Annotated in this window: 23 protein-coding genes; 10 read left to right on the top strand and 13 right to left on the bottom strand. The window is 72.8% G+C overall.

Annotated features, from left to right (window positions below; translation table 11 throughout):
* The first annotated feature begins 20 nt into the window (after positions 1-20).
* Genes IM725_RS04255 through IM725_RS04245 form a run of 3 tightly spaced genes read left to right on the top strand, consistent with a single transcriptional unit; the run spans position 21 to position 3,156 of the window.
* Positions 21-1,166: a 5-(carboxyamino)imidazole ribonucleotide synthase gene (locus tag IM725_RS04255; protein ID WP_227753570.1), complete on the top strand. Its 1,146-nt coding sequence runs from the start codon at positions 21-23 to the stop codon at positions 1,164-1,166.
* Positions 1,166-2,161 carry an L-threonylcarbamoyladenylate synthase gene (locus IM725_RS04250; protein ID WP_193779330.1) on the top strand — a complete coding sequence of 332 codons (996 nt, stop codon included), beginning with the start codon at positions 1,166-1,168 and terminating at the stop codon, positions 2,159-2,161. Before IM725_RS04255 ends, IM725_RS04250 begins: the two co-directional genes overlap by 1 nt.
* 41 nt (positions 2,162-2,202) lie before the next feature.
* Complete coding sequence (locus tag IM725_RS04245) at positions 2,203-3,156, top strand: SGNH/GDSL hydrolase family protein (RefSeq protein WP_193779329.1); 954 nt, start codon at positions 2,203-2,205, stop codon at positions 3,154-3,156.
* Positions 3,157-3,174: 18 nt separating this feature from the next.
* On the opposite strand, the gene IM725_RS04240 is transcribed toward IM725_RS04245, so the two are convergent.
* Positions 3,175-3,438 carry a SemiSWEET transporter gene (locus IM725_RS04240; RefSeq protein ID WP_193779328.1) on the bottom strand — a complete coding sequence of 88 codons (264 nt, stop codon included), beginning with the start codon at positions 3,436-3,438 and terminating at the stop codon, positions 3,175-3,177.
* A complete protein-coding gene (gene dacB / locus IM725_RS04235) occupies positions 3,438-4,850 on the bottom strand; it encodes a D-alanyl-D-alanine carboxypeptidase/D-alanyl-D-alanine endopeptidase (protein ID WP_193779327.1) in 1,413 nt (470 codons plus the stop codon). The genes IM725_RS04240 and dacB overlap by 1 nt, the downstream gene beginning before the upstream one ends.
* A 47-nt stretch (positions 4,851-4,897) precedes the next feature.
* Here dacB and tsaB point away from each other — a divergent pair, with 47 nt between their 5' ends.
* The 3 genes from tsaB to IM725_RS04220 are packed head-to-tail and all read left to right on the top strand — an operon-like array spanning position 4,898 to position 6,926.
* Positions 4,898-5,584 carry a tRNA (adenosine(37)-N6)-threonylcarbamoyltransferase complex dimerization subunit type 1 TsaB gene (tsaB, locus tag IM725_RS04230; protein ID WP_193779326.1) on the top strand — a complete coding sequence of 229 codons (687 nt, stop codon included), beginning with the start codon at positions 4,898-4,900 and terminating at the stop codon, positions 5,582-5,584.
* Positions 5,581-6,045 (top strand): ribosomal protein S18-alanine N-acetyltransferase, encoded by a 465-nt coding sequence (gene rimI, locus IM725_RS04225; protein ID WP_193779325.1) that lies wholly within the window; start codon positions 5,581-5,583, stop codon positions 6,043-6,045. The genes tsaB and rimI overlap by 4 nt, the downstream gene beginning before the upstream one ends.
* Before the next feature lie 29 nt (positions 6,046-6,074).
* The gene (locus IM725_RS04220; protein ID WP_193779334.1) at positions 6,075-6,926 is read left to right on the top strand and encodes a uracil-DNA glycosylase; all 852 of its coding nucleotides are present in this window, start codon (positions 6,075-6,077) and stop codon (positions 6,924-6,926) included.
* On the opposite strand, the gene IM725_RS04215 is transcribed toward IM725_RS04220, so the two are convergent.
* From IM725_RS04215 to IM725_RS04195, 5 genes are all read right to left on the bottom strand, one after another.
* Positions 6,890-7,852 (bottom strand): GlcNAc-transferase family protein, encoded by a 963-nt coding sequence (locus IM725_RS04215; RefSeq protein WP_193779324.1) that lies wholly within the window; start codon positions 7,850-7,852, stop codon positions 6,890-6,892. The two genes, IM725_RS04220 and IM725_RS04215, sit on opposite strands and share 37 nt — an antisense overlap.
* 36 nt (positions 7,853-7,888) lie before the next feature.
* Positions 7,889-9,391 (bottom strand): FAD-linked oxidase C-terminal domain-containing protein, encoded by a 1,503-nt coding sequence (locus tag IM725_RS04210; RefSeq protein ID WP_193779323.1) that lies wholly within the window; start codon positions 9,389-9,391, stop codon positions 7,889-7,891.
* A 70-nt stretch (positions 9,392-9,461) separates the two neighbouring features.
* Entirely contained in the window at positions 9,462-10,328 is an 867-nt protein-coding gene (locus tag IM725_RS04205) for a LysR substrate-binding domain-containing protein (RefSeq protein WP_193779322.1), read from the bottom strand.
* Between the two features lie 13 nt (positions 10,329-10,341).
* On the bottom strand, positions 10,342-11,187 hold the full coding sequence (gene purU, locus IM725_RS04200; RefSeq protein WP_193779321.1) for a formyltetrahydrofolate deformylase: 846 nt from the start codon (positions 11,185-11,187) through the stop codon (positions 10,342-10,344).
* A gap of 45 nt (positions 11,188-11,232) precedes the next feature.
* Positions 11,233-12,168 (bottom strand): LysR family transcriptional regulator, encoded by a 936-nt coding sequence (locus IM725_RS04195; protein WP_227753558.1) that lies wholly within the window; start codon positions 12,166-12,168, stop codon positions 11,233-11,235.
* 73 nt (positions 12,169-12,241) lie between these two features.
* On the opposite strand from IM725_RS04195, the gene IM725_RS04190 reads away from it, so the two are divergent.
* The 4 genes from IM725_RS04190 to IM725_RS04175 are packed head-to-tail and all read left to right on the top strand — an operon-like array spanning position 12,242 to position 16,708.
* Complete coding sequence (locus tag IM725_RS04190) at positions 12,242-13,210, top strand: Bug family tripartite tricarboxylate transporter substrate binding protein (protein WP_193779320.1); 969 nt, start codon at positions 12,242-12,244, stop codon at positions 13,208-13,210.
* A gap of 4 nt (positions 13,211-13,214) precedes the next feature.
* Positions 13,215-14,591, top strand: a complete 1,377-nt coding sequence (locus IM725_RS04185; protein WP_193779319.1) for an MmgE/PrpD family protein — start codon at positions 13,215-13,217, stop codon at positions 14,589-14,591.
* Entirely contained in the window at positions 14,588-15,676 is a 1,089-nt protein-coding gene (locus IM725_RS04180; RefSeq protein ID WP_193779318.1) for an isocitrate/isopropylmalate dehydrogenase family protein, read from the top strand. Before IM725_RS04185 ends, IM725_RS04180 begins: the two co-directional genes overlap by 4 nt.
* A gap of 42 nt (positions 15,677-15,718) precedes the next feature.
* Positions 15,719-16,708, top strand: coding sequence for a zinc-binding dehydrogenase (locus IM725_RS04175; RefSeq protein ID WP_193779317.1), 990 nt, complete (start codon positions 15,719-15,721; stop codon positions 16,706-16,708).
* A gap of 15 nt (positions 16,709-16,723) precedes the next feature.
* Here the strand turns inward: IM725_RS04175 and IM725_RS04170 are convergent, their stop codons facing one another.
* From IM725_RS04170 to IM725_RS04145, 6 genes are read right to left on the bottom strand one after another with little or no spacing between them, the layout of a single operon-like run.
* Positions 16,724-17,686, bottom strand: a complete 963-nt coding sequence (locus IM725_RS04170) for a 2-hydroxyacid dehydrogenase (RefSeq protein ID WP_193779316.1) — start codon at positions 17,684-17,686, stop codon at positions 16,724-16,726.
* Entirely contained in the window at positions 17,683-18,687 is a 1,005-nt protein-coding gene (locus tag IM725_RS04165) for a sugar kinase (protein ID WP_193779315.1), read from the bottom strand. The genes IM725_RS04170 and IM725_RS04165 overlap by 4 nt, the downstream gene beginning before the upstream one ends.
* Positions 18,684-19,454, bottom strand: a complete 771-nt coding sequence (locus IM725_RS04160; RefSeq protein WP_193779314.1) for a sugar phosphate isomerase/epimerase family protein — start codon at positions 19,452-19,454, stop codon at positions 18,684-18,686. The genes IM725_RS04165 and IM725_RS04160 overlap by 4 nt, the downstream gene beginning before the upstream one ends.
* Positions 19,447-20,208 (bottom strand): amino acid ABC transporter ATP-binding protein, encoded by a 762-nt coding sequence (locus tag IM725_RS04155; protein ID WP_193779313.1) that lies wholly within the window; start codon positions 20,206-20,208, stop codon positions 19,447-19,449. The genes IM725_RS04160 and IM725_RS04155 overlap by 8 nt, the downstream gene beginning before the upstream one ends.
* Before the next feature lie 16 nt (positions 20,209-20,224).
* Positions 20,225-21,019, bottom strand: coding sequence for a transporter substrate-binding domain-containing protein (locus IM725_RS04150; protein ID WP_193779312.1), 795 nt, complete (start codon positions 21,017-21,019; stop codon positions 20,225-20,227).
* 26 nt (positions 21,020-21,045) lie between these two features.
* The gene (locus tag IM725_RS04145; protein ID WP_193779311.1) at positions 21,046-21,699 is read right to left on the bottom strand and encodes an amino acid ABC transporter permease; all 654 of its coding nucleotides are present in this window, start codon (positions 21,697-21,699) and stop codon (positions 21,046-21,048) included.
* Between the last annotated feature and the right edge of the window lie 8 nt (positions 21,700-21,707).

Raw genomic sequence — 21,707 nt, 5'->3', positions numbered from 1 at the left:
GCGGTGAAGTAGCCCATGGCCTGCCCGGCGCCACCCTGGGCGTGATGGGCGGCGGCCAGCTCGGCCGCATGTTCGTGCACGCCGCGCAGGCCATGGGCTACTTCACCGCCGTGCTGGACCCGGACGAGGCCAGCCCGGCCGGCCGCGTCAGCCACCACCATGTGCGCACCGGCTACCTGGACCCGCAGGGCCTGGACGCGCTGGCCCGGGTCAGCGCGGCCATCACCACCGAATTCGAGAACGTCCCGGCCGAGGCGCTGGCCCGGCTGGCGCGCACGCGGCCCGTCGCGCCCGGCGCCGACGCGGTCGCCATCGCCCAGGACCGGGCCCGCGAGAAGGCCCATTTCGTGCGCTGCGGGGCCCGCTGCGCCCCGCACGCGGTGATCGAGACGCCGCAGCAGCTCGCCGCGGTGCCGGCAGCGCTGCTGCCGGGCGTGCTCAAGACCGCCCGCCTGGGCTATGACGGCAAGGGCCAGGTGCGCGTGCGCGATGCGGCCGGCCTCGCGGCGGCCTGGGAGTCGCTGCAGCGCGTGCCCTGCGTGCTCGAGCAGCTCTTGCCGCTGGCAGCCGAATGCTCGGTGGTGCTGGCCCGCGGCCGCGACGGCCAGGTGGTGCACCTGCCGGTGCAGCGCAACCTGCACCGCGACGGCATCCTGGCCGTGACCGAGGTGCACGACGCGGTGCTGCCGCCCGACACCGCGACGGCGGCGGTCGCGGCCGCGCGCGACATCGCCGCCGGCATGGGCTACGTGGGCGTGCTGTGCGTCGAGTTCTTCCTGCTGCAGGACGGCAGCTTCGTCGTCAACGAGATGGCGCCACGGCCGCACAACAGCGGCCACTACAGCATCGACGCCTGCGACGTCTCGCAGTTCGACCTGCAGGTGCGCGCCCTGGCCGGCCTGCCGCTGGTGCAGCCGCGCCAGCACAGCCCGGCCTTCATGCTGAACCTGCTGGGCGACCTGTGGTTGCGGCAGGGCGACACCCAGCGCGAGCCCGACTGGGCCGCCCTGCTCGCGTTGCCCGGCATGCACCTGCACCTGTACGGCAAGGTCGAGGCGCGGCGCGGCCGCAAGATGGGCCACCTCACCGTCACGGCGCCGACCGTGGCCGCCGCGCGCGAGCGGGCGCTGCAGGCTGCGGCGCTGCTCGGCATCGAGCCCTTCTGATGATCCTGCCCGGCGACGATCCCGCCTCCATCGCGCAGGCCGCGCAGGCGCTGGCGCAGGGCCGGCTGGTGGCCTTTCCCACCGAGACCGTCTACGGCCTGGGCGCCAACGCCGCCGACGACGCGGCGGTGGCGCGCATCTTCGCGGCCAAGGGCCGGCCGGCCGACCACCCGCTGATCGTGCACGTGCCCGGCGCGGCGCAGGTGGCGTCGTTCGCGGCCTCGGTGCCGGCCTTCGCCCAGCGCCTCATGGACGCCTTCTGGCCCGGCCCGCTGACCCTGATCCTGCCCCGGCGCCTTGGTGTGGCCGGCGCCGCGGCCGGCGGCCAGGACACCATCGGCCTGCGCTGCCCGGCGCACCCGGTGGCGCATGCCTTGCTGGAGGCGGCCGCGCACGCGCAGCCGCCCGTGCCCGGCGTCGCCGGCCCCAGCGCCAACCGCTTCGGCCGTGTCAGCCCGACCACCGCGCTGCACGTGGCCGGCGAGTTCGACGAGGGCCTGCTGGTGCTGGACGGCGGGGCCTGCCCGGTGGGCATCGAATCCGCGATCGTGGACTGCAGCCGCGGCGGGCCGGTGCTGCTGCGCCCGGGCATGCTGTCCCGCGCGCAGATCGAGGCGGCCTGCGGCGAACGCCTGCGCGACCCGGCCGACCTGCCGGGCGCCGCGCCCCGCGCCTCGGGCACGCTGGAATCGCACTACGCACCCCGCGCCCGGGTCCGGCTGATGGACGCCCAGGCCCTGCAGACGGCGCTCGACCTGCTGGGCCGCGATGCGACACGCATCGCCACCTGGTCGCGTGCCGTGCTGCGCACGCCCTCGGCCGGCGTGCTGCGCCGGGCCATGCCGGGTGATGCCGCGGAAGCGGCGCGCCAGCTCTTTGCCGTGCTGCGGGAACTCGACGCCCAGGGCGTGGACCTCATCTGGGTCGAAACCCCGCCGGCCGCCCCCGAGTGGGAGGGCGTGCACGACCGTCTGCGCCGTGCCGCGGCCGCCTGAGGCCGCACGGCTAAACTCGCTGTTCTGATTGGAGATCTCCCATGAGTCTTGACTGGATCCGCCGCGCGCTGATGACGCTGGCAGCGGGCGCGACCCTGGCCCTGGCGGGCTGCGGCTCGGGCACCATCGAATCCCAGTTCCACCCGACGCGCCTGGTCGCGTTCGGCGACGCCTTCACCGACGCCGGGCAGCGCACCGGCGCGCGCTACAGCGTGAACGACGGCAGCATCAACAACTGGGCGGTGTACGTGGCCGCGCAGTACGGGCTGGCGCTCAACCCCTCCAGCGCAGGCGGCACCAACTACGCCTGGGGCAGCGCGCGCATCACCCAGCAGCCCGATGCCGGCGGCGATGCCACCACCCCCACGGTGCAGCAGCAGGTGAGCAGCTTCCTGGCCGCCAGCACGCCCGCGCCCACGGACCTGCTCTTCCTCGGCGCCGGCACCGCCGACCTGGTGGCCGAGATCCAGAAGGTGCTGGGCGGCCAGCAGACCTCCGACCAGATGCTGGCCAACGTGGCCCAGGCCGCGCACGACATGGCGGCGCAGGCCCTGCGCCTGAAGGCGGCCGGCGCCACCCACGTGGTGCTGGTGCCGCCCTATGACATGAGCAAGTCCTCGTGGGCCACGCAGACCGGCCAGCAGGCGCTGATGGCCGCGGCCACCACCAAGTTCACGACCACGCTGCTGGTGGACCTGGTCAACGAGGGCCAGGACATGCTGTACGTGGACACGGCCTTCATCGTGAACCTGCTCTACGGCAGCCCCGGCAGCTACGGCATCGTCGACGTCAACAACCCCGTCTGCACCTCGGTCGACGCCGGCCAGGGCATAGGCACGGGCGCCGGCCAGATCAATTCCTCGCTGTGCAGCGTCGCCACGCTGGCGGCCGCCACGCCGGCGACCTTCCTGTTCGCCGACCGCGTGTACCTGACGCCGGTGGGCAACCAGCAGCTGGGCAACTACGTCTACAGCCGCGTCATCAGCCGCTGGTGATGCGGGCCGGCGGCGGGCCTAGGCCCGCTGCCAGCGCAGCTTCATCGCCAGGATGGCCAGCGCCAGGGACAAGGTGATGGCGTTGGCCACCACGATGGGCCAGGCCCCGGCCAGCCAGCCGTAGCACAGCCAGAGGAAGACGCCGAGCGTGAAGACGGCGTACATCCCGAGCGAGATGCCGCTCACGTCGCGCGAGCGCCAGGTGTGCCACACCTGCGGCACGAAGCTGCAGGTGGTCAGCGTCGCCGCCGCGTAGCCCAGGAGGTCGCCCCAGCCGGCCATCAGGGCTCCTGCGCCGCCCAGTCGACCAGCGCGTCCAGCGCGGGCCGGGCCGCAGCGGCCTGCGGATGGTTCACCACCGCCACCAGCACCCAGCGCCGCCCGCCCAGGCCGTCCACGATGCCCGCGATGCCGGCGACGTCGCGCAGGCTGCCGGTCTTGAGGTGGGCGAGCCCGGGCGCCGCGTGCGCACGCCGCAGGGTGCCGTCCACGCCCACCACGGGCAGGGAGGCGAGCAGTTCCGGCATGACCGGCGAAGCCCAGGCCGCCTGCAGCAGGCCGGCCAGCTGGCCGGCCGTGATGCGCTCCTCGCGCGAGAGGCCCGAGCCGTTGTCGAAGTAGGGCGGCTGCGCGTCGGCGGGGAAGCGCTGCTTCCACCAGGCCTGCAGCGCGGCCCGGCCGCCTTCCAGCGTGGCGGGACGGCCCTGCTGCAGCCCGCCCAGCGTGAGGAACAGCTGCTGGGCCATCACGTTGTTGCTGAACTTGTTGATGTCGCGCACCACCTCGGCGAGCGGCGGCGAGGCGCTCTCGAAAGCCGGGGCCAGCCCGTCCGGCACGCGGCCCTCGCGCACCCGGCCCTGCAGGCCGCCGCCCAGCTGGCGCCACAGGCCGCCGACCGCGCGCTCGGCATAGCTGGACGGGTCGGCGAAGGCCACGGGCCAGCTGTTCTCGCCGCAGCCGGCCGGGTAGCCGCCGGCGAACTTCACCTGTGCGGGGTTGCTGAAGTCGGCCCGCAGGGCGCTGCGCCAGTCGCCGCATCCGCCGCGTGGCGACGGCAGCAGCGGCACGCTGGCCGGCACCTGCACGCCGTCCAGCGGCGGGTCGGCCTGCACCATGGCCTGCTGGCCCAGCGGCGTGAAGCTGTAGACCACCGACTTGTAGTTCAGCAGCAGCGCGTCCGGGCTGGCGTTGTAGGGCCGCAGCGGCTCGCCGTCGAAGGCGGCCGCGTTGCGCGCCGGCACGTCGAAGGCGGAGCGGTCCAGCACGATGTCGCCCGCGATCTGCCGCACCCCCAGGGACTTCACGCGCCGCAGCAGCAGCCACAGCCGCTCCAGCACCAGCTTGGGATCGCCCTGGCCGCGGATGTAGAGGCTGCCCTGCAGCGTGCCGTCCCGCACCGGGCCGTCCAGGTAGACCGGCGTGGTCCAGCGCCAGGCCGGTCCCAAGAGGTCCAGCGCGGCGAAGGTGGTGGCCAGCTTGGCCAGCGAGGCGGGCTGCAGCGCCGCGTCGGCGCGCCAGGCCAGGCGGGGCGGGGTTGCATGGCCGGCCTCGGCGACCACGACCGCGATGGCCTCGCGCGGGATCCGGGCCCGGGCCAGCGCCGCCTCCACCTCCGGCGGCAGCGGCTGCGCCAGCACGGGCGTCGCGGCCACCAGGGCGAGCAGGCAGGCGGACCAGGCGCGGGCGATCGGCATGGCGGGCATTATGTCGTCCGATAATGGCGGGCTCGCCCCCGACACCCGTGAAACTCCTCGCCTTCGACACCAGCACCGAGCACCTGAGCGTGGCCGTCCAGGCCGCGGACGGGTCGCTGCGCGTGCACGAGGGCCCGGGGGGGGCCCAGGCCTCGGCCACGCTGGTGCCGGCCTGCCTGGACCTGCTGGCCCAGGCCGGGCTGGCCCTGGGCGCGCTGGACGCGATCGTGTTCGGCCGCGGGCCCGGGTCTTTCACCGGCCTGCGCACCGCCTGTGCGGTGGCCCAGGGCCTGGCCTGGGGGGCCGGGCGGCCCGTGCTCGGGGTGGACACCCTGCTGGCCGTGGCCGAGGAGGCCCATGCCCGGGGCGCGGTGGCGCAGGTCCTGGCCTTGCTCGATGCGCGCATGGACCAGGTCTATGCCCAGGCCTGGGAACGCACGGCCGCGGGCTGGCGCAGCGACGGTGCCGCCCGGCTGCTGGCGCCCGAGGACGTGCAGCCGGCCCCGGGCTGGACGCTGGCCGGCAACGCCTTCGACGCCTATGGCAGCCGGCTGCCGCAGGGGGCGCCGCGCATCGCCGCGCTGCCCACCGCCGCAGCGCTGCTGCGGCTGGCGCCGGCGCTGCTGGCCGCAGGCCAGGGCGGCGACGCCGCCTCGGCACAGCCCCTCTACATCCGCGATAAAGTGGCCCAAACCACCGAGGAGCGCGCGGCTGCGCGCGCCGCGTCCGCATGAGTGCCGTCGTCCAGCCCGCCGAAGCCGAATTCCTGCCCATGACCGAGGACCGCCTGTCCGAGGTGATGGCGCTGGAGCAGCTCGCCTACAGCCACCCCTGGACGCGCGGCAATTTCAGCGACTCGCTGCGTTCGGGCTACCAGGCCCAGCTGCTGCAGGCGGGCGGCACCCTGCTGGGCTACTTCGTGGCCATGAAGGGCGTGGACGAGGTCCACCTCCTGAACATCACCGTCGCGCCCGCCTACCAGGGCCAGGGCTGGGGCCGGGCCATGCTCGACGGCCTGAGCCTGTGGTCGCGCTCGCAGGGCGCGCAGTGGCTGTGGCTGGAGGTGCGCGTGAGCAACACCCGCGCCCAGCGCATCTACGAGCGGCACGGCTTCCGCACGGTGGGCCAGCGCCCGGGCTACTACCCGGCGCACGGCGGCCGCGAGGATGCCATCGTCATGAGCCTGAAGCTGTGAGCCTGGACCTGGACGAGCGCCAGCAGGCCATGCTGGCCGAAATGGGGATCGCCTGGCTGCCCGGCCTGGTGGGCGCGCAGGCGGCTGCTGCTTCCGCCGCGGCCCGTCCCGTCGCCAGCCCCGCGGCACAGGCCGCCGCGCCGGGCGTTGTCGCATCGCCGCCCGCAGCGGTCCCGGCCGCGGCGCGCGCGCCTGCGTCCGCCCCCGTCCCCCTGTCCGTGCCGGCCGCCGAACCGGCGCCCGCCGTGCGCACCGCCGCCCCGGAACCGACCCTGGCCGGTCCGGTCGCCACCCTGGACTGGGCGTCGCTGGCCAGCACCGTCGCCGGCTGCCGGGCCTGCGGCCTGTGCGAGGGCCGGCGCAACACGGTCTTCGGCGTCGGCGACCGCCAGGCCGGCTGGATGGTGGTCGGCGAGGCCCCCGGCGAGCAGGAGGACTTGCGCGGCGAGCCCTTCGTCGGGCCGGCCGGCCAGCTGCTGGACGCGATGCTGCGGTCGCTGGGCCTCTCGCGCAGCGGCGGCGGCGTCTACATCGCCAACGTGCTCAAGTGCCGGCCGCCCGGCAACCGCAACCCCGAGCCGGCCGAGGTCGCGTCCTGCGAGCCCTTCCTGCGCAGGCAGGTCGAGCTGGTGGCGCCCCGCATCATCCTGGCGCTGGGGCGCTTCGCGGTGCAGTCGCTGCTGCGCACCGACGAGCCCATAGGCCGGCTGCGCGGCCGCGTCCACCAGTACCAGGGCATTCCGCTGGTGGTGAGCTACCACCCGGCCTACCTGCTGCGCAACCTGCCCGACAAGGCCAAGGCCTGGGCCGACCTGTGCCTGGCGCAGCAGGTCGCCGCGCAGGCTCAGGCCGGCAGCGCGGGGCGGCCCACGGCGGCGTAGGCGCGCGCCTCGATGCGGCGCTGGCCGAAGTCGATCCCCGACAGGCGGGCGTAGTCGGCCAGGCTGCGCACCGTGCCCAGGCCATAGGCGCCCAGGGGCTCGCCCGCGATCAGGGCCGACAGCCGCGCCTGCGAGCGCTGCTCCAGCGCCCACCAGGCCTGCGGCCGGCCGCTGTCCTCGGCCTCGTCCCAGTGCATGGGCCGCGCCGGCCCGCCGGCCCCGGCGGTGTTGTACAGGTGGTAGAGCGGCAGGCCGGGGATGTGGACGATGTCCCAGCCGTGCGTGAACAGCCGCAGCGCGAGCGCCTGCTCCTCGCCGTGGAAGTAGTACCAGGGGTCGTACGGGAAGTCCTGCACCAGCCGGCCCGGCGCGAACAGGCAGCCGGCGCCCAGGTGGTAGCCCGTGAGCGCGAGATCGGTCTCCACCGGGTGGGCCTCGAAGGGCAGCACCAGGTGCCCGGGCTCGAACTGCGCCGCCGGCTTCACCACGTGCGCGAGCACCTTGCGCGTGGTCGGGCGCGGCACCGGCCGCTCGCCCTCGAAGACGAAAGCGTTGGGGTAGGAGGACAGCACGAAGCCGGGACGCCCCGGCAGCAGGCGCTCGCCCCAGCCGGCCAGGGTCTGGTCCCAGCCCGGCTCGAAATCCATGTGCGAATCCACCTGCAGGAACCAGTCCTCGCCGTCGTACAGGCTCATGGCGATGGCCCGTGCCCAGCAGGGGCCGCGGGCATGGACCGGGTCGATGCGCACCCGGCTCAGGCGGGCCGGCGCGTGGGCCTGCGCATCCGGCTGCGGCCAGTCGGCGGGCGACTGGTCCACCACCCCCAGGTGCAGCCGTTCCGGCCAGCGGGCCATGGCGACCGCGCGCGCCAGGGTGAAGCCCAGCACCGGGTCACAGTAGGAGGCGATGCTGAGGAAGACGCTCACGGCGAGGGATCCTTCGGGCCGCCCACCCCGGCAGGCTCAGAAGCGCGGCAGGTCCGGGTGGGCGATCTGGCCGCCGCGCACCAGCATCTTGCCGTACTCGGCGCAGCGGTTCAGCGTGGGGATCACCTTGCCCGGGTTCAGCAGGCCGCGCGGGTCGAAGGCGCGCTTGACGGCGAACATCTGCTCGCGCTCCTCGGGGCTGAACTGCACGCACATGGAGTTGAGCTTCTCCACACCCACGCCGTGCTCGCCCGTCACCGTGCCGCCCATGGCGACGCTGGTCTCCAGGATGTCGGCGCCGAACAGCTCGCAGCGGTGCAGCTGGTCGGGGTCGTTCGCATCGAACAGGATCAGCGGGTGCAGGTTGCCGTCGCCGGCATGGAACACGTTGGCGCAGCGCAGGCCGTACTTCTTCTCCATGGCCTGGATGGCCAGCAGGATGTCCGCCAGCCGCTTGCGCGGGATGGTGGAGTCCATGCACATGTAGTCGGGGCTGATGCGGCCCGAGGCGGGGAACGCGTTCTTGCGCCCGCTCCAGAAGCGCAGGCGCTCGGCCTCGTCGCGGCTGACGGCGATGGCGGTGGCGCCGGCACCGCGCAGCACCTCGCTCATGCGGCCGATCTCCTCCTCGACCTCCTCGGGCGTGCCGTCGCTTTCGCACAGCAGGATGGCCTCGGCGTCCAGGTCGTAGCCGGCGTGCACGAAGTCCTCCACCGCGGCCGTCATGGGCTTGTCCATCATCTCCAGCCCGGCCGGGATGATGCCGGCCGCGATCACGGAGGCGACCGCGTCGCCCGCCTTGCGCACGTCGTCGAAGCTGGCCATGATGCAGCGCGCCAGCTGCGGCTTGGGCACCAGCTTGACCGTGACCTCGATCGTCACCGCCAGCATGCCCTCGCTGCCCACCACCACCGGCAGCAGGTCCAGGCCGGGCACGTCCAGCGCCTCGCCGCCGAATTCCAGCGGCTCGCCTTCCACCGTGAAGCCGCGCACCCGCATCACGTTGTGCACCGTCAGGCCGTACTTCAGGCAGTGCACGCCGCCCGAGTTCTCGGCCACGTTGCCGCCGATGGTGCAGGCGATCTGGCTGGAGGGGTCGGGTGCGTAGTACAGGCCGTAGGGCGACGCGGCCTCGCTGATCGCCAGGTTGCGCACGCCGCACTGCACGCGTGCCGTGCGCGAGACCGGGTCGATGGCCAGGATGCGGTTGAAGCGCGCCAGCGAGAGCGTGAGCCCGTCGGCCAGCGGCATCGCCCCGCCGGACAGGCCGGTGCCCGCGCCGCGGGCCACCACCGGGATGCCCAGCCCGTGGCAGGCGCGCAGCACGGCCTGCACCTGGGCCTCGGTCTCGGGCAGGGCCACGGCCAGCGGGCGCTGGCGGTAGGCGGTGAGGCCGTCGCACTCGTAGGGCGTGGTGTCCTCGGGCGTGTAGAGCAGGCCGCCCTCCGGCAGCAGGGGCGCCAGGGCGGCCACGAGGCGGGCCTGGCGGGCCTGGCGTTCGGCGCGCGCCAGGGCGTCGGCGGGGACGGGAGCGTTCATCCCCGCACTGTAGTCAATCCCGGCCGGGCGCGGGCTGAAGAAATCTCAAAGCCCGGCTGCAAACCGGCCTTCAGACCAGGCTCTTGCGCAGCCACTCGGTGAAGGTCGCGCACTCCCAGCGGTCCATGGCGCCGGTGCGCCAGCACAGGTAGTGGGCGTGCGGGCTGGGGACGTTGCGCGTCGAGATGCGGGCCAGGGTGCCGTTGTCCAGCCAGGGCTGGCCCAGCTTGAGCCGCACCAGGGCCACGCCCAGGCCCTGGGCGGCGGCGTCGCACATCAGGCCGATGTCGTTGAAGGAGGAGCCGTCGGCCGGCTCCGGCACGTCCACGCCATGCGCCAGGAACCAGGTGCGCCAGGGCTCCAGCGGGCTGCGGATCAGCTTGGCGCCCAGCAGCTCCTCCACGGTGTCGAAGGGGCCGTTCTCGCGCAGGTAGCTGGGCGCCGCCAGGGGCGTGACCTCGTCGGTCATCAGGCACACGTGCTCCACGTCGGCATAACGGCCGGTGCCGTAGCGCACCATCAGGTCGGCGTCCTCGGCCACCACGTCCAGCAGCGGGATGGAGACCTGCAGCGTGAGGTCGATCTCCGGGTAGGCCTCGATGAAGCTGCGCAGGCGCGGCATCAGCACCGAGCGCGAGAAGGTGGGGGTGACGGCGACGCGCAGCTTGCGCTTGCCCTGCTGCGGCCCGCCGCGCCCGGGGAAGCGCTCCAGCGCGGCCAGGCCCTCGCGCACCTGGGCGAGGTACTCGCTGCCTTCGGTGGTGAGCGAGAAGTCGGCGCGGCCGAACAGCTTGGTGCCCACGATCTGCTCGAGCTGGCGCACGCGGTGGCTCACCGCGCTGGGCGTGACGCACAGCTCTTCGGCGGCGAGCGTGACGGAGCGCAGCCGCGCCAGGGCCTCGAAGGTGGTGAGGCACTGGATCGGCGGAATCCTCACGGGCGCTGCTTCCTCACTTGAAGATCACGGTGCGGTGCCCGTTGAGCAGCACGCGGTGCTCGCTGTGCCACTTGACGGCGCGCGCCAGCACCTGGCTTTCGGTGTCGCGGCCCATGGCGGTGAGGTCTTCCACCGTCTTGCTGTGGTCCACGCGGGTCACGTCCTGCTCGATGATGGGACCTTCGTCCAGGTCCGCCGTCACGTAGTGGGCGGTCGCACCGATCAGCTTCACGCCGCGGTCGTGCGCCTGGTAGTAGGGCTTGGCGCCCTTGAAGCTGGGCAGGAAGCTGTGGTGGATGTTGATCGCCCGGCCCGAGAGCTTGCGGCACAGGTCGTCCGACAGGATCTGCATGTAGCGCGCCAGCACCACCAGCTCGGCGCCCTCGGCCTGGATGATCTCGTACTGCTTCGCCTCGGCCTGCGCCTTGGTCGCGGCCGTCACCGGGATGTGGTGGAAGGGCACGTTGTAGCTGGCGGCCAGCTGGTAGAAATCGCGGTGGTTGGAGATGATGGCCGCGATCTCCAGCCGCAGCAGCCCGCTCTTCCAGCGGAACAGCAGGTCGTTCAGGCAGTGGCCTTCGCGGCTGACCATGATCACGGTGCGCATCGGCTGCTCGACGCGGTGCAGCCGCACGCTCATGCCAAAGGGCTCGGCGAACATGCGCACCTGCATCGCCAGGTCGTCGTAGGTCAGGTGGTCGCAGGCGAACTGCACCCGCATGAAGAAGAGGCCGGTGCCGTGGTCGTTGTACTGCGCGGCTTCCTCGATGTTGCCGCCGCGCTCCAGCAGGAAGCCCGAGACGGCGTGCACGATGCCGGTCCGGTCCGGGCAGGAAAGGGTGAGGATGTAGGCGTTCATGGTCCGGCTCCGATTGTCGCAGGTGGCGCGTCCGTGGCGCCGGTGTCAGCGGGTGGCCCCGCCGGTGGCGCGGCCGGCCTGCAGCAGCAGGCGCGAGAAGGCCTCGGCCGCTGGCGACAGGCTGCGGCCGGTGCGCCGGATGATGCCCACCGTGCGTGTCACGGCGGGCTGATCCAGCTTCACGCCGCGCACCGCCCCCGGTCGCGGCGGCAGGGCAAGCCGCGGCACCACCGCCAGCGCCAGGCCGATCTCCACCAGCCCGACCAGCGTGGAGACGTGCCGCACTTCGCACACCGGGCGCGGCAGCGGCGGCAGGTCAGCCAGCGCCTGGTCGATGAAGAGCCGGTTGCGGCTGGCGTTGGAGACGCGGGCCAGCGGGAAGCCTGCGAGTTCCTCCCAGCGCACCGATCTGCGCCGCGCCAAGGGGTGGCCGGCGGGCACCGCGAGCACGTAGGGCTCCTTCAAGAGGGGGGTGAACTCGACCTCGGGGTCCTGCATGCCGATGTAGTTGAGCGCGAAGTCCGCTTCGCCGTGCTTCACCGCCTCCAGCACCTCGTCGGCGCCCTCCTCGATGATGCGCACCAGCACGCGCGGGTGCAGGCGCCGGAACTCGCGGATCACCGAGGGCAGGAAGTGGTGCACCGCGGAGAACACGCAGCCCACGGTGACGTCCCCCGACTCCAGCTGCGCCGAGTCGTGCAACTCGGTCACCGAGCGGTCGACCTCCTGCAGCAGCCCGCGCATCTGCTCCAGGAAGCGGCGCCCGAGCAGCGTGGGCGCGACGCTGCGCGTGGTGCGGTCGAACAGGCGCACGCCGAGCTGGTCCTCCAGGTGCGAGATGCGCCGCGACAGGGCGGGCTGGGAGATGTGCAGGGCCTGGGCGGCGGCGGCGAAGCTGCCCTGTTCGCCCACGGTCACGAAGGCACGCAGGTCGGCGAGCGAGGGTTTCGGCATGGCGGCGTTTTCATGCAGGAACTGCATCAATGGCTCAGAAGCTTGCAATTTACAGCAGTCGCGGCAAGGCCCACCATGCGCGCAAACAAGGAGACAGACCATGCAACGCCGTGCCCTCGCGCGGGCCGCGCTCGCGGCCGCCCTGCTGCCGCGATTCGCGATCGCGCAGTCCTATCCCAGCCGGCCGATCCGCTACGTCGTGCCCGTGGCCGCCGGCGGCGGCGCCGACATGATCGGGCGCACGGTCACCGAACTCTGGGGCCGCCAGCTCAACCAGACCTTCGTGGTCGAGAACATCAGCGGTGGCGGCGGCGTGGTGGCCTGCCAGAACATCCTGCAGGCCAAGCCGGACGGCTACGCCCTGCTGCAGGGCTACGTGGCCACGCACGGCACCAACCCGGCCACGCGCAAGGTGAGCTACGACCCGGTGCGCGATTTCACGCCCATCGGCCTGATCGGCGCCACGCCCAACGTGCTGGTGGTGAACACCGCGGTACCGGCGAAGAACGTGCAGGAGTTCGTGGACTTCGTGAAGCGCAACCCTGGCAAGATCAGCTACGGCACCGCTGGCCAGGGCTCGCTCACGCACCTGACCATGGAGCTGTTCAAGCAGCAGACCGGCGCGTTCATGGTCCACATCCCCTACCGCGGCATCGCCCCCGCCATCATCGACCTGCTGGCCGGCCAGACGCAGGCCATGTTTCCCGGCCTCGCGGCTGCGCTGCCCCACCTGCGCGCTGGCAAGATGCGCGCCCTGGCCATCACCGGCAAGACGCGCAGCCCGCAATTGCCGGACGTGCCCACGCTGGAAGAGCTGGGCTTCCGCAACTTCGACGCCATGCAGTGGTACGGCTGCGTGGGGCCGGCCGGCATGCCGGCCGACGTGGTGAAGCGGCTCAACGACACCCTGAACACCGTGCTGAAGGCGCCCGAACTGGCCGAGAAATTCGCCGGCGAGGCCGTTGATCCGCAACCCATGACGCCCGAGCAGTTCGGGCAGTACATCCGCTCCGAGATCGCGCGCTGGGGCGCGCTGGCCAAGGCGCGCAACATCCACCTCGACGACTGACACCGTGGCCCGCAACACCTCCATCCCCGCCGACACCTCGGCCCCGCCCATCACCGCGCTGCTGGCGCGCTTCACCGCGACGCACCCCTCCCGGGGCTGGTCCGACGCGGTCGAGCGCGAGGCGCAGCGAACCTTTTACAACTGGCTGGGCTGCGCGATCGGCGCAGCGCGGCACGAGGCCGCCGAGGCGGCCGTCGCCGCGGTGCAGGTGCTGCAGCCGGCGCCGCAGGCCACGGTGCTGGGCCGCAACGAGCGCGTCGACATCGCCAGCGCCGCGCTGGTGAACGGCATCAGCTCGCACACCTTCGACTTCGACGACACCCACCTCAAGACCATCATCCACCCGGCCGGGCCGGTGGCTTCGGCGGTGCTGGCGCTGGCCGAGAAGAACGGGCAGGGCGGCCGCGCCGTGCTGGACGCGCTGGTGCTGGGCATCGACGTGGCCTGCCGCGTCGGCAACACCATGTACCCGGACCACTACGACCGCGGCTGGCACATCACCGGCTCCACCGGCATGCTGGGGGCGGCGGCCGGCTGCGCCCGGCTGCTGGGGCTGGACGCGCACAGGACCGCCATGGCGCTGGGCATCGCCGCCTCGCAGCCCGTGGGCGTGCGCGAGCAGTTCGGCACCATGACCAAGCCGTTCCACCCCGGTGGCGCGGCGCGCGCCGGGCTGATGTCGGCGCTGCTGGCGCAGGCCGGCTTCACCGCCAGCCCGCGCGCCCTGGAGGCGCCGCGCGGCTTCGTGCAGGTGGTCTCCGACAAGCGGGCCTGGCACGAGGTGACCGACGAGCTCGGCGAGCGCTTCGAGATCTCCTTCAACAGCTACAAGCCCTTCGCCTGCGGCATCGTGATCCACCCCAGCATCGACGCCGCCACGCAACTGCGCGAGCGCGGCGTCACGCCCGGGCAGGTGGAGCGCATCGAGTTGCGCGTGCATTCGCTGGTGCTGGAACTGACCGGCAAGCGCGAGCCGCGCGACGGCCTGCAGGGCAAGTTCAGCGTCTACCACGGCGTGGCGGCCGGCCTGGTGTACGGCCGCGCGGGGGAGGACGAGTTCTCCGACGCGGTGGTGAACGATCCGGCCATGGTCGCGCTGCGCGCCCGTGTGCAGGCCACGGTGGACGACAGCATCGACGAGGAGGCCGTGCACATGACGGCCGTGCTCAAGGACGGCGCGCGCATCGAGGTGCGCGTGGACCATGCGATCGGCTCGCTGCAGCGGCCGCTGTCCGACGCGCAGTTGCAAGCCAAGTTCGAGTCGCTGGTGACGCCGGTGCTGGGCGCCGCGCGTGCGGCCGAGATCACGGCCGCCTGCGGCCGCATCGCCGGCCTGGCTGACATGCGCCAGCTCACGGCCCTGTGCCGGCCCGGCGCATGAGCGAAGCGGCCGCGCCGGCGCTGCGCATCGGCGTCCTGGACGGCGACGACATCGGGCTGGAGATCGTGCCCGCGGCGGTCGAGGTGGCGCGCGCCGCCGCGCTCCGGCACGGCGTGGCCATCGACTGGCAGCCCCTGCCGATCGGCCGGCGCGCGCTGGACACGCACGGCCACACACTGCCGCCCGCGACGTTGGAGGCGCTGCCCGCGCTGGACGGCTGGATCCTGGGTCCCATCGGCCACCGCGCCTACCCGAAGGTGCCCGAGGCGATCAACCCGCATCCCATCCTGCGCAAGCGCTTCAACCTGTTCGCCAACGTGCGGCCGACACGCTCCTACCCGGGCATCGGCTGCCTGTTCGACGACGTGGACCTGGTCATCGTGCGCGAGAACAACGAGGGCTTCCAGCCCGACCGCAACATGCTGCTGGGCAACGCCGAGTTCCGTCCCAACGACGAGGTGACGCTCTCGATGCGGGTGATCACGCGCACCGGCAGCCGCCGCGTCGCGCGGGCCGCCTTCGAGCTGGCGCGCCAGCGCCGCCGCCACCTCACCTGCGTGCACAAGGACACGGTGTTCAAGCTCGGCTGCGGCATGTTCGTGGAGGAGTGCAGGAAGCTGGCGCCCGAGTACCCGGACGTGCTGCTGGACGACGTGATCGTCGACACCATGGCCATGCGGCTGGTGCGCGACCCGCAATCCTTCGACGTGGTGGTCACGACGAACATGTTCGGCGACATCCTCTCCGACGAGGCGGCGGGGCTGGTGGGCGGCCTGGGCATGGCGCCCGGCCTGTGCATCGGCGAGGGCGACGTGGCCATGGCGCAGGCCACGCACGGCTCGGCGCCCGACATCGCCGGCCGGGGCATCGCCAACCCCTACGCGATGATCGAGTCCACCCGCATGATGTTCGAATGGCTGGGCCACAGCCGGGGCCACCCGGCCGCGGTGGCCATGGCGCGCAGCATGGCCGACGCCACCGCCGCTGCGCTGGCGGACCCCCAGGCCCGCACCGGCGACGTTCGGGGCCAAGGAGGCACGGAGAGCTTCACGCAGGCCGTGGTGGCACGGCTGGCGCAGGACTGAACCCGGGCGCCGGTCACTGAAGGCGCCGTGCAAGGAGAACCCATGAAATCCTGGTGGATGCAATCCGGTCCGGCTGGTGCCACGCTGGAACTGCGTGACGTGGCGCGGCCCGAACCGGCGGCCGGGCAGCTGCTGGTGCGCGTGCATGCGGCGGGCCTGAACCGCGGCGAGTTCAGTGCCGGCCATGCCGCGCCCGCAGCCGGCGGCCAGGGCGTGCCCTGGAAGGCGATCGGCGGCGAGGCGGCCGGCGAGGTGGTCGCGGTCGGGCCTGGGGTGCAGGGCTTCGCGCCCGGCGATGCCGTGATGGGTCGCTGCAACGGCGCCTTCGCCGAGTACGTGCTGATGGACACGGCCGAGGCCATGCCGCGCCCGGCCGCGCTTTCGTGGGAGGCGGCCGCCAGCCTGCCGCTCACCTGGCTGGTGGCCTTCGACATGCTGGTGCTGCAGGGCGGCCTGCGTGCCGGCCAATGGCTGCTGGTCAACGGGGTGTCGTCCGGCGTGGGCGTGGCCTCCCTGCAGCTGGCCAAGGCGCTGCAGGCCCGGGTGATCGGCACCTCCAGCGCGCAGCACAAGCTGGATGCGCTGGCACCGCTCGGACTGGATGTGGGCGTGTGCACGCGCGGCCCGGGTTTCGAGGCGGCCGTGATGGCGGCCACGCAGGGCCAGGGCGTGAACCTGGTGGTGAACGCGGTCGGCGGTTCGGTGTTCGCCGAGGCCCTGCGCGTGATGGCCTTCGAGGGTCGCCTCGCCACCGTGGGCCACGTGGACGGGGTGCTGCGCGCCGAGATCGACCTGGAGGCGCTGCACGCGAAGCGCCTGGTGGTCTTCGGCGTGTCGAACCGCCTGCGCACCAAGGCGCAGAAATCCGCCGCCGTGCCCGCCTTCCGGGCCCAGGTGCTGCCGCTCTTCGAGCAGGGCCGCATCCGTGCCGTGGTCGACCAGGTGCTCGATTTCGACCGCCTGCCCGAGGCCAAGGCGCACATGGAGGCCGGCCGGCACACCGGCAAGATCGTGCTGCGCGTGGCCGGCTGAAGCCCGGCGGCGGCCTCAGGCCGCGCGCGCCAGCGGGGCCTCGCCGCGCAGCACGCGAAGCAGGTTCTCCGCCGCCATCGCGGCCATGGCGTGGCGCGTCTCGTGCGTGGCCGAGCCGATGTGAGGCAGGGCGGTGACGCGCGGGTGCGTGCGCAGCGGCGACTCCAGCGGCAGGGGCTCGGTGGCGAACACGTCCAGGCCGGCGGCGCGCAGGTGGCCGCTGTCCAGCGCCGCGAGCAGGGCGGCCTCGTCGACCAGGCCGCCGCGCGAGCCGTTGACAAACACGGCGCCGGGCTTCATGGCGGCGAAGCGACTGGCATCCATCATCTGCCGGGTCGCCTCGGTCAGCGGCGCGGTGAGCACCACGATGTCCGACTGCGCGAGCAGCGCGGGCAGCGGCAGCTGCAGCGCGTGCTGCTGCAAGCCGGGCGCCTGCACCGGGCTGCGGTTGTGGAACAGCACCGGCATGCCGAAGCCCAGCGCGGCGCGCCGTGCCACGGCCTGGCCGATGCGGCCGAAGCCCACGATGCCCAGGGTCTTGCCGTGCACGTCCCAGCCGAACAGGTCTTCGCCGATGTTGCGCGTCCAGCGGCCCTCGCGCACCAGCGTCGCCAGCTCGACCACGCGGCGGCTCGCCGTCAGCACCAGGGTGAAGATGGTGTCGGCCGTGGTTTCGGTCAGCACGCCCGGCGTGTGGCACAGCACGATGCCGCGCTGGCGCAGCGCGGCCAGGTCGTAGTTGTCCACGCCCACCGACACGCTGGAGACCACCTGCAGCCGCGGCGCCTGCGCGAGCACGGCCGCGTCGATGGCGAAGCTGGAACCGATGAGGCCTTCGGCCCGCGGCAGGGCGGCGAAGAAGGCCTCGCGCTGCGCGGCCATGCGCGGATTGGCCACCGTCACATCGTGCTCGGCCTCGATCCGCGCCATCACCCCGGGCGGCAGCTCGCGGAAGACCAGCACCTGGCGCCGTGTCACAGGCCCGCCGCCTCGAGTTCGGCCCGCGTCGGCAGGCCTTCGGTGTCGCCCAGCACCTGCACCGCGCGGGCCCCGATCCAGCAGGCGCGGCGCACGGCCTCGGGCACGCTGCGGCCCTCCAGCAGGGCGCTGATGACGCCCACCGCGAAGCCGTCGCCCGCGCCCACCGTGTCCACCACCTGCGCGACGGGAAAGCCCGCGACGCGGCCGCGGCCGGCGGTGTCGCCGTCGAAGTAGGCGCCCTCGGCGCCGAGCTTGACGACCACCAGCTTCACGCCGCGCCCGCGGTAGTAGCTGGCGATCGCCTCGGGGGTGTCGAAGCCCGTCAGGAAGCGACCTTCCTCGATGCCCGGCAGCACCCAGTCGGCCTGCAGCGCGAGGGCGTTGATGGCCTCGCGCATGTGCTGCGCCGAGGGCCAGAGCGTGGGCCGCAGGTTGGGGTCGAAGGAGATGCTGCGGCCGGCCTCGCGCATCAGCGCCAGCGTGCGCTGCGCGGTGGCGTGGCAGCCCGGCGAGAGCGCGGGGAAGACGCCGGTGGCGTGCAGGTGACGCGCCCCGGTGAGCCAGCCGGCGTCCACCTGCGAGGGCTCGAAGCGGCTCGCGGCGGAGCCCTGGCGGTGGTATTCCACCGGCGGGTCGCCGCCGCCTGCCACCCGGCCCTTGAACTGGAAGCCGGTGCGCTGCGTGGCCTCGCACACCACGCGCGAGCAGTCGATGCCCTCGCGCTGCATCTCGCGCAGCAGGTAGCGGCCCATGGAATCGGTGCCCAGCCGGCTGGCCCAGCCCACGGCCAGGCCCAGGCGGGCCAGGCCGATGGCCACGTTGGTTTCGGCGCCCGCGGTGCGCTTGCTGAAGGACTGCGCGTCCTCCAGCGGCCCCGGGCGGTCGGCCACCAGCAGCATCATGGCTTCGCCGAAGGTGGCGACGTCCAGCGCGCGCGGCCCGGGCCCTCCATCCGCGGAGCCGGCGTGCTGCGACGGGGCGGACGCTGCGCCCGTCATGCCGTGCCGGCCTGCAGGCCGCGCAGCAGGTCGATCTCGCGCCGGGTGACGGCTTCCAGGTCGTCGCCCGCGAGCGGGTATTCGATCGCCCAGGGCGTGTTCGCCGGCAGGCTGCGCAGCACGCTGCGCCACGGCGCGGCGGACTGTGCCAGCGGCACGGCCACCCAGCGCTGGGCCTGGCGCTGCACGCCCTTGCAGTGCACGTAGCGCACCTGCGCCGCAAAGGCCCGGGCCGCCTGCTGCGGGCATTCGCCCTGCCAGTGCCAGTTGCCCATGTCGAAGGTCATGCCCGGCGACCAGCCGGCCTCCCCGGCGGCCGCGAAGAAGCGCTGCAGCGCGGGCACGGTGCCGGCGGCGGGCGTCTGGTCGTTCTCGATCACGAGTTCGACGCCGCTGGCCTCCACCTGCGCCGCCATGGCGCGCAGCGCCTGCGCCGACGCGGCGGCGGCGTGGCCGATGGACATCTTCAGGCGCGTGGCCTGCAGTGCGCGGGCCTGGCGCAGGCCTTGGTCCAGCGCCTGCGCGTCCATCTCGCCGGTGTCCGTCCACAGCGGCGCGGGACTGGAGAACACGCGCAGTGCCCGGGGCACGGCGGCGGCAATGGCGGCGAGTTCGCCGTCCTCGCCCTGCAGGAGTTCCCCGCGCACTTCGACGCCGTCGGCGCCCGCCGCCAGCGCGAGCCGGGCGAATCCGGCCTGGCCGTGGCGCCGCACTTCGTCGGCGCCGAACGAGGAGAGCGAAACCAGCAGGGGAGCGGACTCAGGCATGGTGCGTGCTGGCGCTCAGGATCTGCCCCAGGAAGGCCCGCAGCTGCGGGTGCGTGGGGTTGGAGAAGAACGGCTGCGGCGGCGCCTGCTCCAGGATGCGGCCGTCGGCCATGAAGATCACGCGGTCGGCCACGCTGCGCGCGAAGCCCATCTCGTGCGTCACGCACAGCATGGTCATGCCGTCCTCGGCCAGCGAGATCATGGTGTCCAGCACCTCCTTGACCATCTCGGGGTCCAGCGCCGAGGTCGGCTCGTCGAACAGCATGACCTTGGGGTTCATGCACAGCGCGCGGGCGATCGCCACGCGCTGCTGCTGGCCCCCGGAGAGCTGGCTGGGGTACTTGGCCGCCTGGTCGGGGATGCGCACGCGGCGCAGGTACTTCATGGCCGTCTCCTCGGCCTCGGCCCGCGAGACGCCGCGGGTGTGCATGGGCGCCAGCGTGCAGTTCTGCAGCACCGTGAGGTGCGGGAACAGGTTGAACTGCTGGAACACCATGCCCACCTCGCGCCGAACCGCGTCGATGTTGCGCCGCTGGTGGCCGGTGAGCTCGATGCCGTCGACCACGATGCGGCCCCGGCCCACGGTCTCCAGGTGGTTGATGCAGCGGATCAGGGTGGACTTGCCGGAGCCCGAGGGGCCGCAGATGACGATGCGTTCACCGGCCTTCACCTGCAGGTCGATGTCCGTCAGCACCTGGAAGGCGCCGAACCATTTGCTGGCCTTCTCGATGCGGATGATGGGCTCGGTGCTCATGGCGTCGCGCGACGGGTCAGTTGGCAGGCATCTGCGGCAGGTCCGCCGAGAGCCACTTGCGGTAGAGCTTGTTCAGCTCGCCGTTGGCCGTGTTCCTGGCGATGAAGTCGTTCACCGTCTTCAGCAGCTCCGGCTGGTTCTGGCGCATGGCCACGGCCATGAACTGCTGCTTGAGCACCAGCTTGTCCTCGTACTGGTCGCCGGTGCGCTTGGCGATCTGCGCCGCCACGGTGGTGGAGCAGCCGATCGCGTCGACCTGGCCGGAGAGCAGGGCTTGCATCGCCGAGGCGTCGTCGTCGAAGCGGCGGATGTCGGTGCCGGCCGGTGCCATCGCGGTGAGCGCGGTGTCCTGGGTGGAGGCGCGGGCCACGGCCACGCGCAGGCCCTTCAGGTCGGCCGGCGTCTTGATGGCGGTCTTCTTCGGGCCGTACAGCACGATGGTGGCGGCCGAGTAGGGGCGCGAGAACTGCACCTGCTTGGCGCGCTCGGGCGTCACGGCCAGCGAGGCCACCAGCAGGTCGACCTTGTTGGTCAGAAGGAACGGGATGCGGTTGGGGCCGGTGACGGGCACCAGGTTGACCTTCAGGCCCAGGTCCTTGCCCATCAGCTTCGCGACGTCGGCGTCGTAGCCGTCAGGGTTGTTGGACGCATCCACCTGGCCGTAGGGCGGGAAATCGACCAGCAGGCCGATGTTCACGGTGCCCTTCTTCTTGAGCTCCTCCACGGTTTGCGCGTGGGCGGCGGGCAGGGCGGCGAACAGCGACGCGGCGGCCAGGGCCGTGAACAGGGTGCGGCGGGTGATGGGTGTCATCTCGGGTCTCCTTGGGTGGAATGGGTTCAGCGGGCCTGCGCGGCCGCCTGGCGTTTCTCGATGCGGCCGGCCCACAGCGACAGCGGCCAGCAGAGTGCGAAGTACACGGCGCCCACCGCGCTGAACACGACGAGCGGCTGGAAGGTGGCGTTATTGATGATCTGGCCGGCGCGGGTGATCTCGGTGAAGCCGATGATCGCGGTGAGCGAGGTGCCCTTGACCACCTGCACCATGTAGCCCACGGTGGGCGGCAGTGCGATCTTCCAGGCCTGGGGCAGGACCACCAGCCGCATGCGCTTGCCGTAGTGCAGGCCCAGGGCCTCGGCCGCCTCCCATTGGCCGCGCGGCACGGCCTGGATGCAGCCGCGCCAGATTTCGCCCAGGAAGGCGCTGGTGTTGAGGATGAGCGCCACGCTCGCGGCCGCCAGCGGGCTCACGTCCAGGCCCAGCACCGGGGCGCCGAAGAACACCAGGAAGAGCTGCATCAGGAGCGGCGTGCCCTGGAACACCTGGATGAAGACGGTGGCCAGCCGCTGGGCGAGGCGGCTGTCGGACGTGCGTGCCAGGGCCACCGCCAGGCCGCCGAGCGCGCCGCCGGCGAAGGCGATCGCCGACAGCAGCAGCGTCCAGCGCGCCGCTTCGATGATGAACCAGAGGTCGTGGAGGCCGAAATTGCGCATGCGGGTCC

The sequence above is a fragment of the Ramlibacter aquaticus genome (assembly GCF_015159745.1).
GTDB classification, from domain to species: Bacteria; Pseudomonadota; Gammaproteobacteria; order Burkholderiales; family Burkholderiaceae_C; genus Ramlibacter; species Ramlibacter aquaticus.
Note: the sequence above shows the minus strand (reverse complement) of the source record. Positions and strands in the feature narration are given on the sequence as shown.

Bases quoted from the DNA above. Each gene is read 5' to 3' on its own strand.
- IM725_RS04210 (WP_193779323.1), bottom strand. From the start codon at position 9,391: ATGAACGCTCCCGTCCCCGCCGACGCCCTGGCGCGCGCCGAACGCCAG.
- IM725_RS04165 (WP_193779315.1), bottom strand. From the start codon at position 18,687: ATGACGGGCGCAGCGTCCGCCCCGTCGCAGCACGCCGGCTCCGCGGAT.
- IM725_RS04195 (WP_227753558.1), bottom strand. From the start codon at position 12,168: ATGCAGTTCCTGCATGAAAACGCCGCCATGCCGAAACCCTCGCTCGCC.
- IM725_RS04180 (WP_193779318.1), top strand. From the start codon at position 14,588: ATGAGCGAAGCGGCCGCGCCGGCGCTGCGCATCGGCGTCCTGGACGGC.
- IM725_RS04145 (WP_193779311.1), bottom strand. From the start codon at position 21,699: ATGCGCAATTTCGGCCTCCACGACCTCTGGTTCATCATCGAAGCGGCG.
- IM725_RS04190 (WP_193779320.1), top strand. From the start codon at position 12,242: ATGCAACGCCGTGCCCTCGCGCGGGCCGCGCTCGCGGCCGCCCTGCTG.
- IM725_RS04220 (WP_193779334.1), top strand. From the start codon at position 6,075: ATGCTGGCCGAAATGGGGATCGCCTGGCTGCCCGGCCTGGTGGGCGCG.
- rimI (WP_193779325.1), top strand. From the start codon at position 5,581: ATGAGTGCCGTCGTCCAGCCCGCCGAAGCCGAATTCCTGCCCATGACC.
- IM725_RS04160 (WP_193779314.1), bottom strand. From the start codon at position 19,454: ATGCCTGAGTCCGCTCCCCTGCTGGTTTCGCTCTCCTCGTTCGGCGCC.
- IM725_RS04155 (WP_193779313.1), bottom strand. From the start codon at position 20,208: ATGAGCACCGAGCCCATCATCCGCATCGAGAAGGCCAGCAAATGGTTC.
- IM725_RS04175 (WP_193779317.1), top strand. From the start codon at position 15,719: ATGAAATCCTGGTGGATGCAATCCGGTCCGGCTGGTGCCACGCTGGAA.
- IM725_RS04245 (WP_193779329.1), top strand. From the start codon at position 2,203: ATGAGTCTTGACTGGATCCGCCGCGCGCTGATGACGCTGGCAGCGGGC.
- dacB (WP_193779327.1), bottom strand. From the start codon at position 4,850: ATGCCGATCGCCCGCGCCTGGTCCGCCTGCCTGCTCGCCCTGGTGGCC.
- IM725_RS04150 (WP_193779312.1), bottom strand. From the start codon at position 21,019: ATGACACCCATCACCCGCCGCACCCTGTTCACGGCCCTGGCCGCCGCG.
- IM725_RS04240 (WP_193779328.1), bottom strand. From the start codon at position 3,438: ATGGCCGGCTGGGGCGACCTCCTGGGCTACGCGGCGGCGACGCTGACC.
- IM725_RS04250 (WP_193779330.1), top strand. From the start codon at position 1,166: ATGATCCTGCCCGGCGACGATCCCGCCTCCATCGCGCAGGCCGCGCAG.
- purU (WP_193779321.1), bottom strand. From the start codon at position 11,187: ATGAACGCCTACATCCTCACCCTTTCCTGCCCGGACCGGACCGGCATC.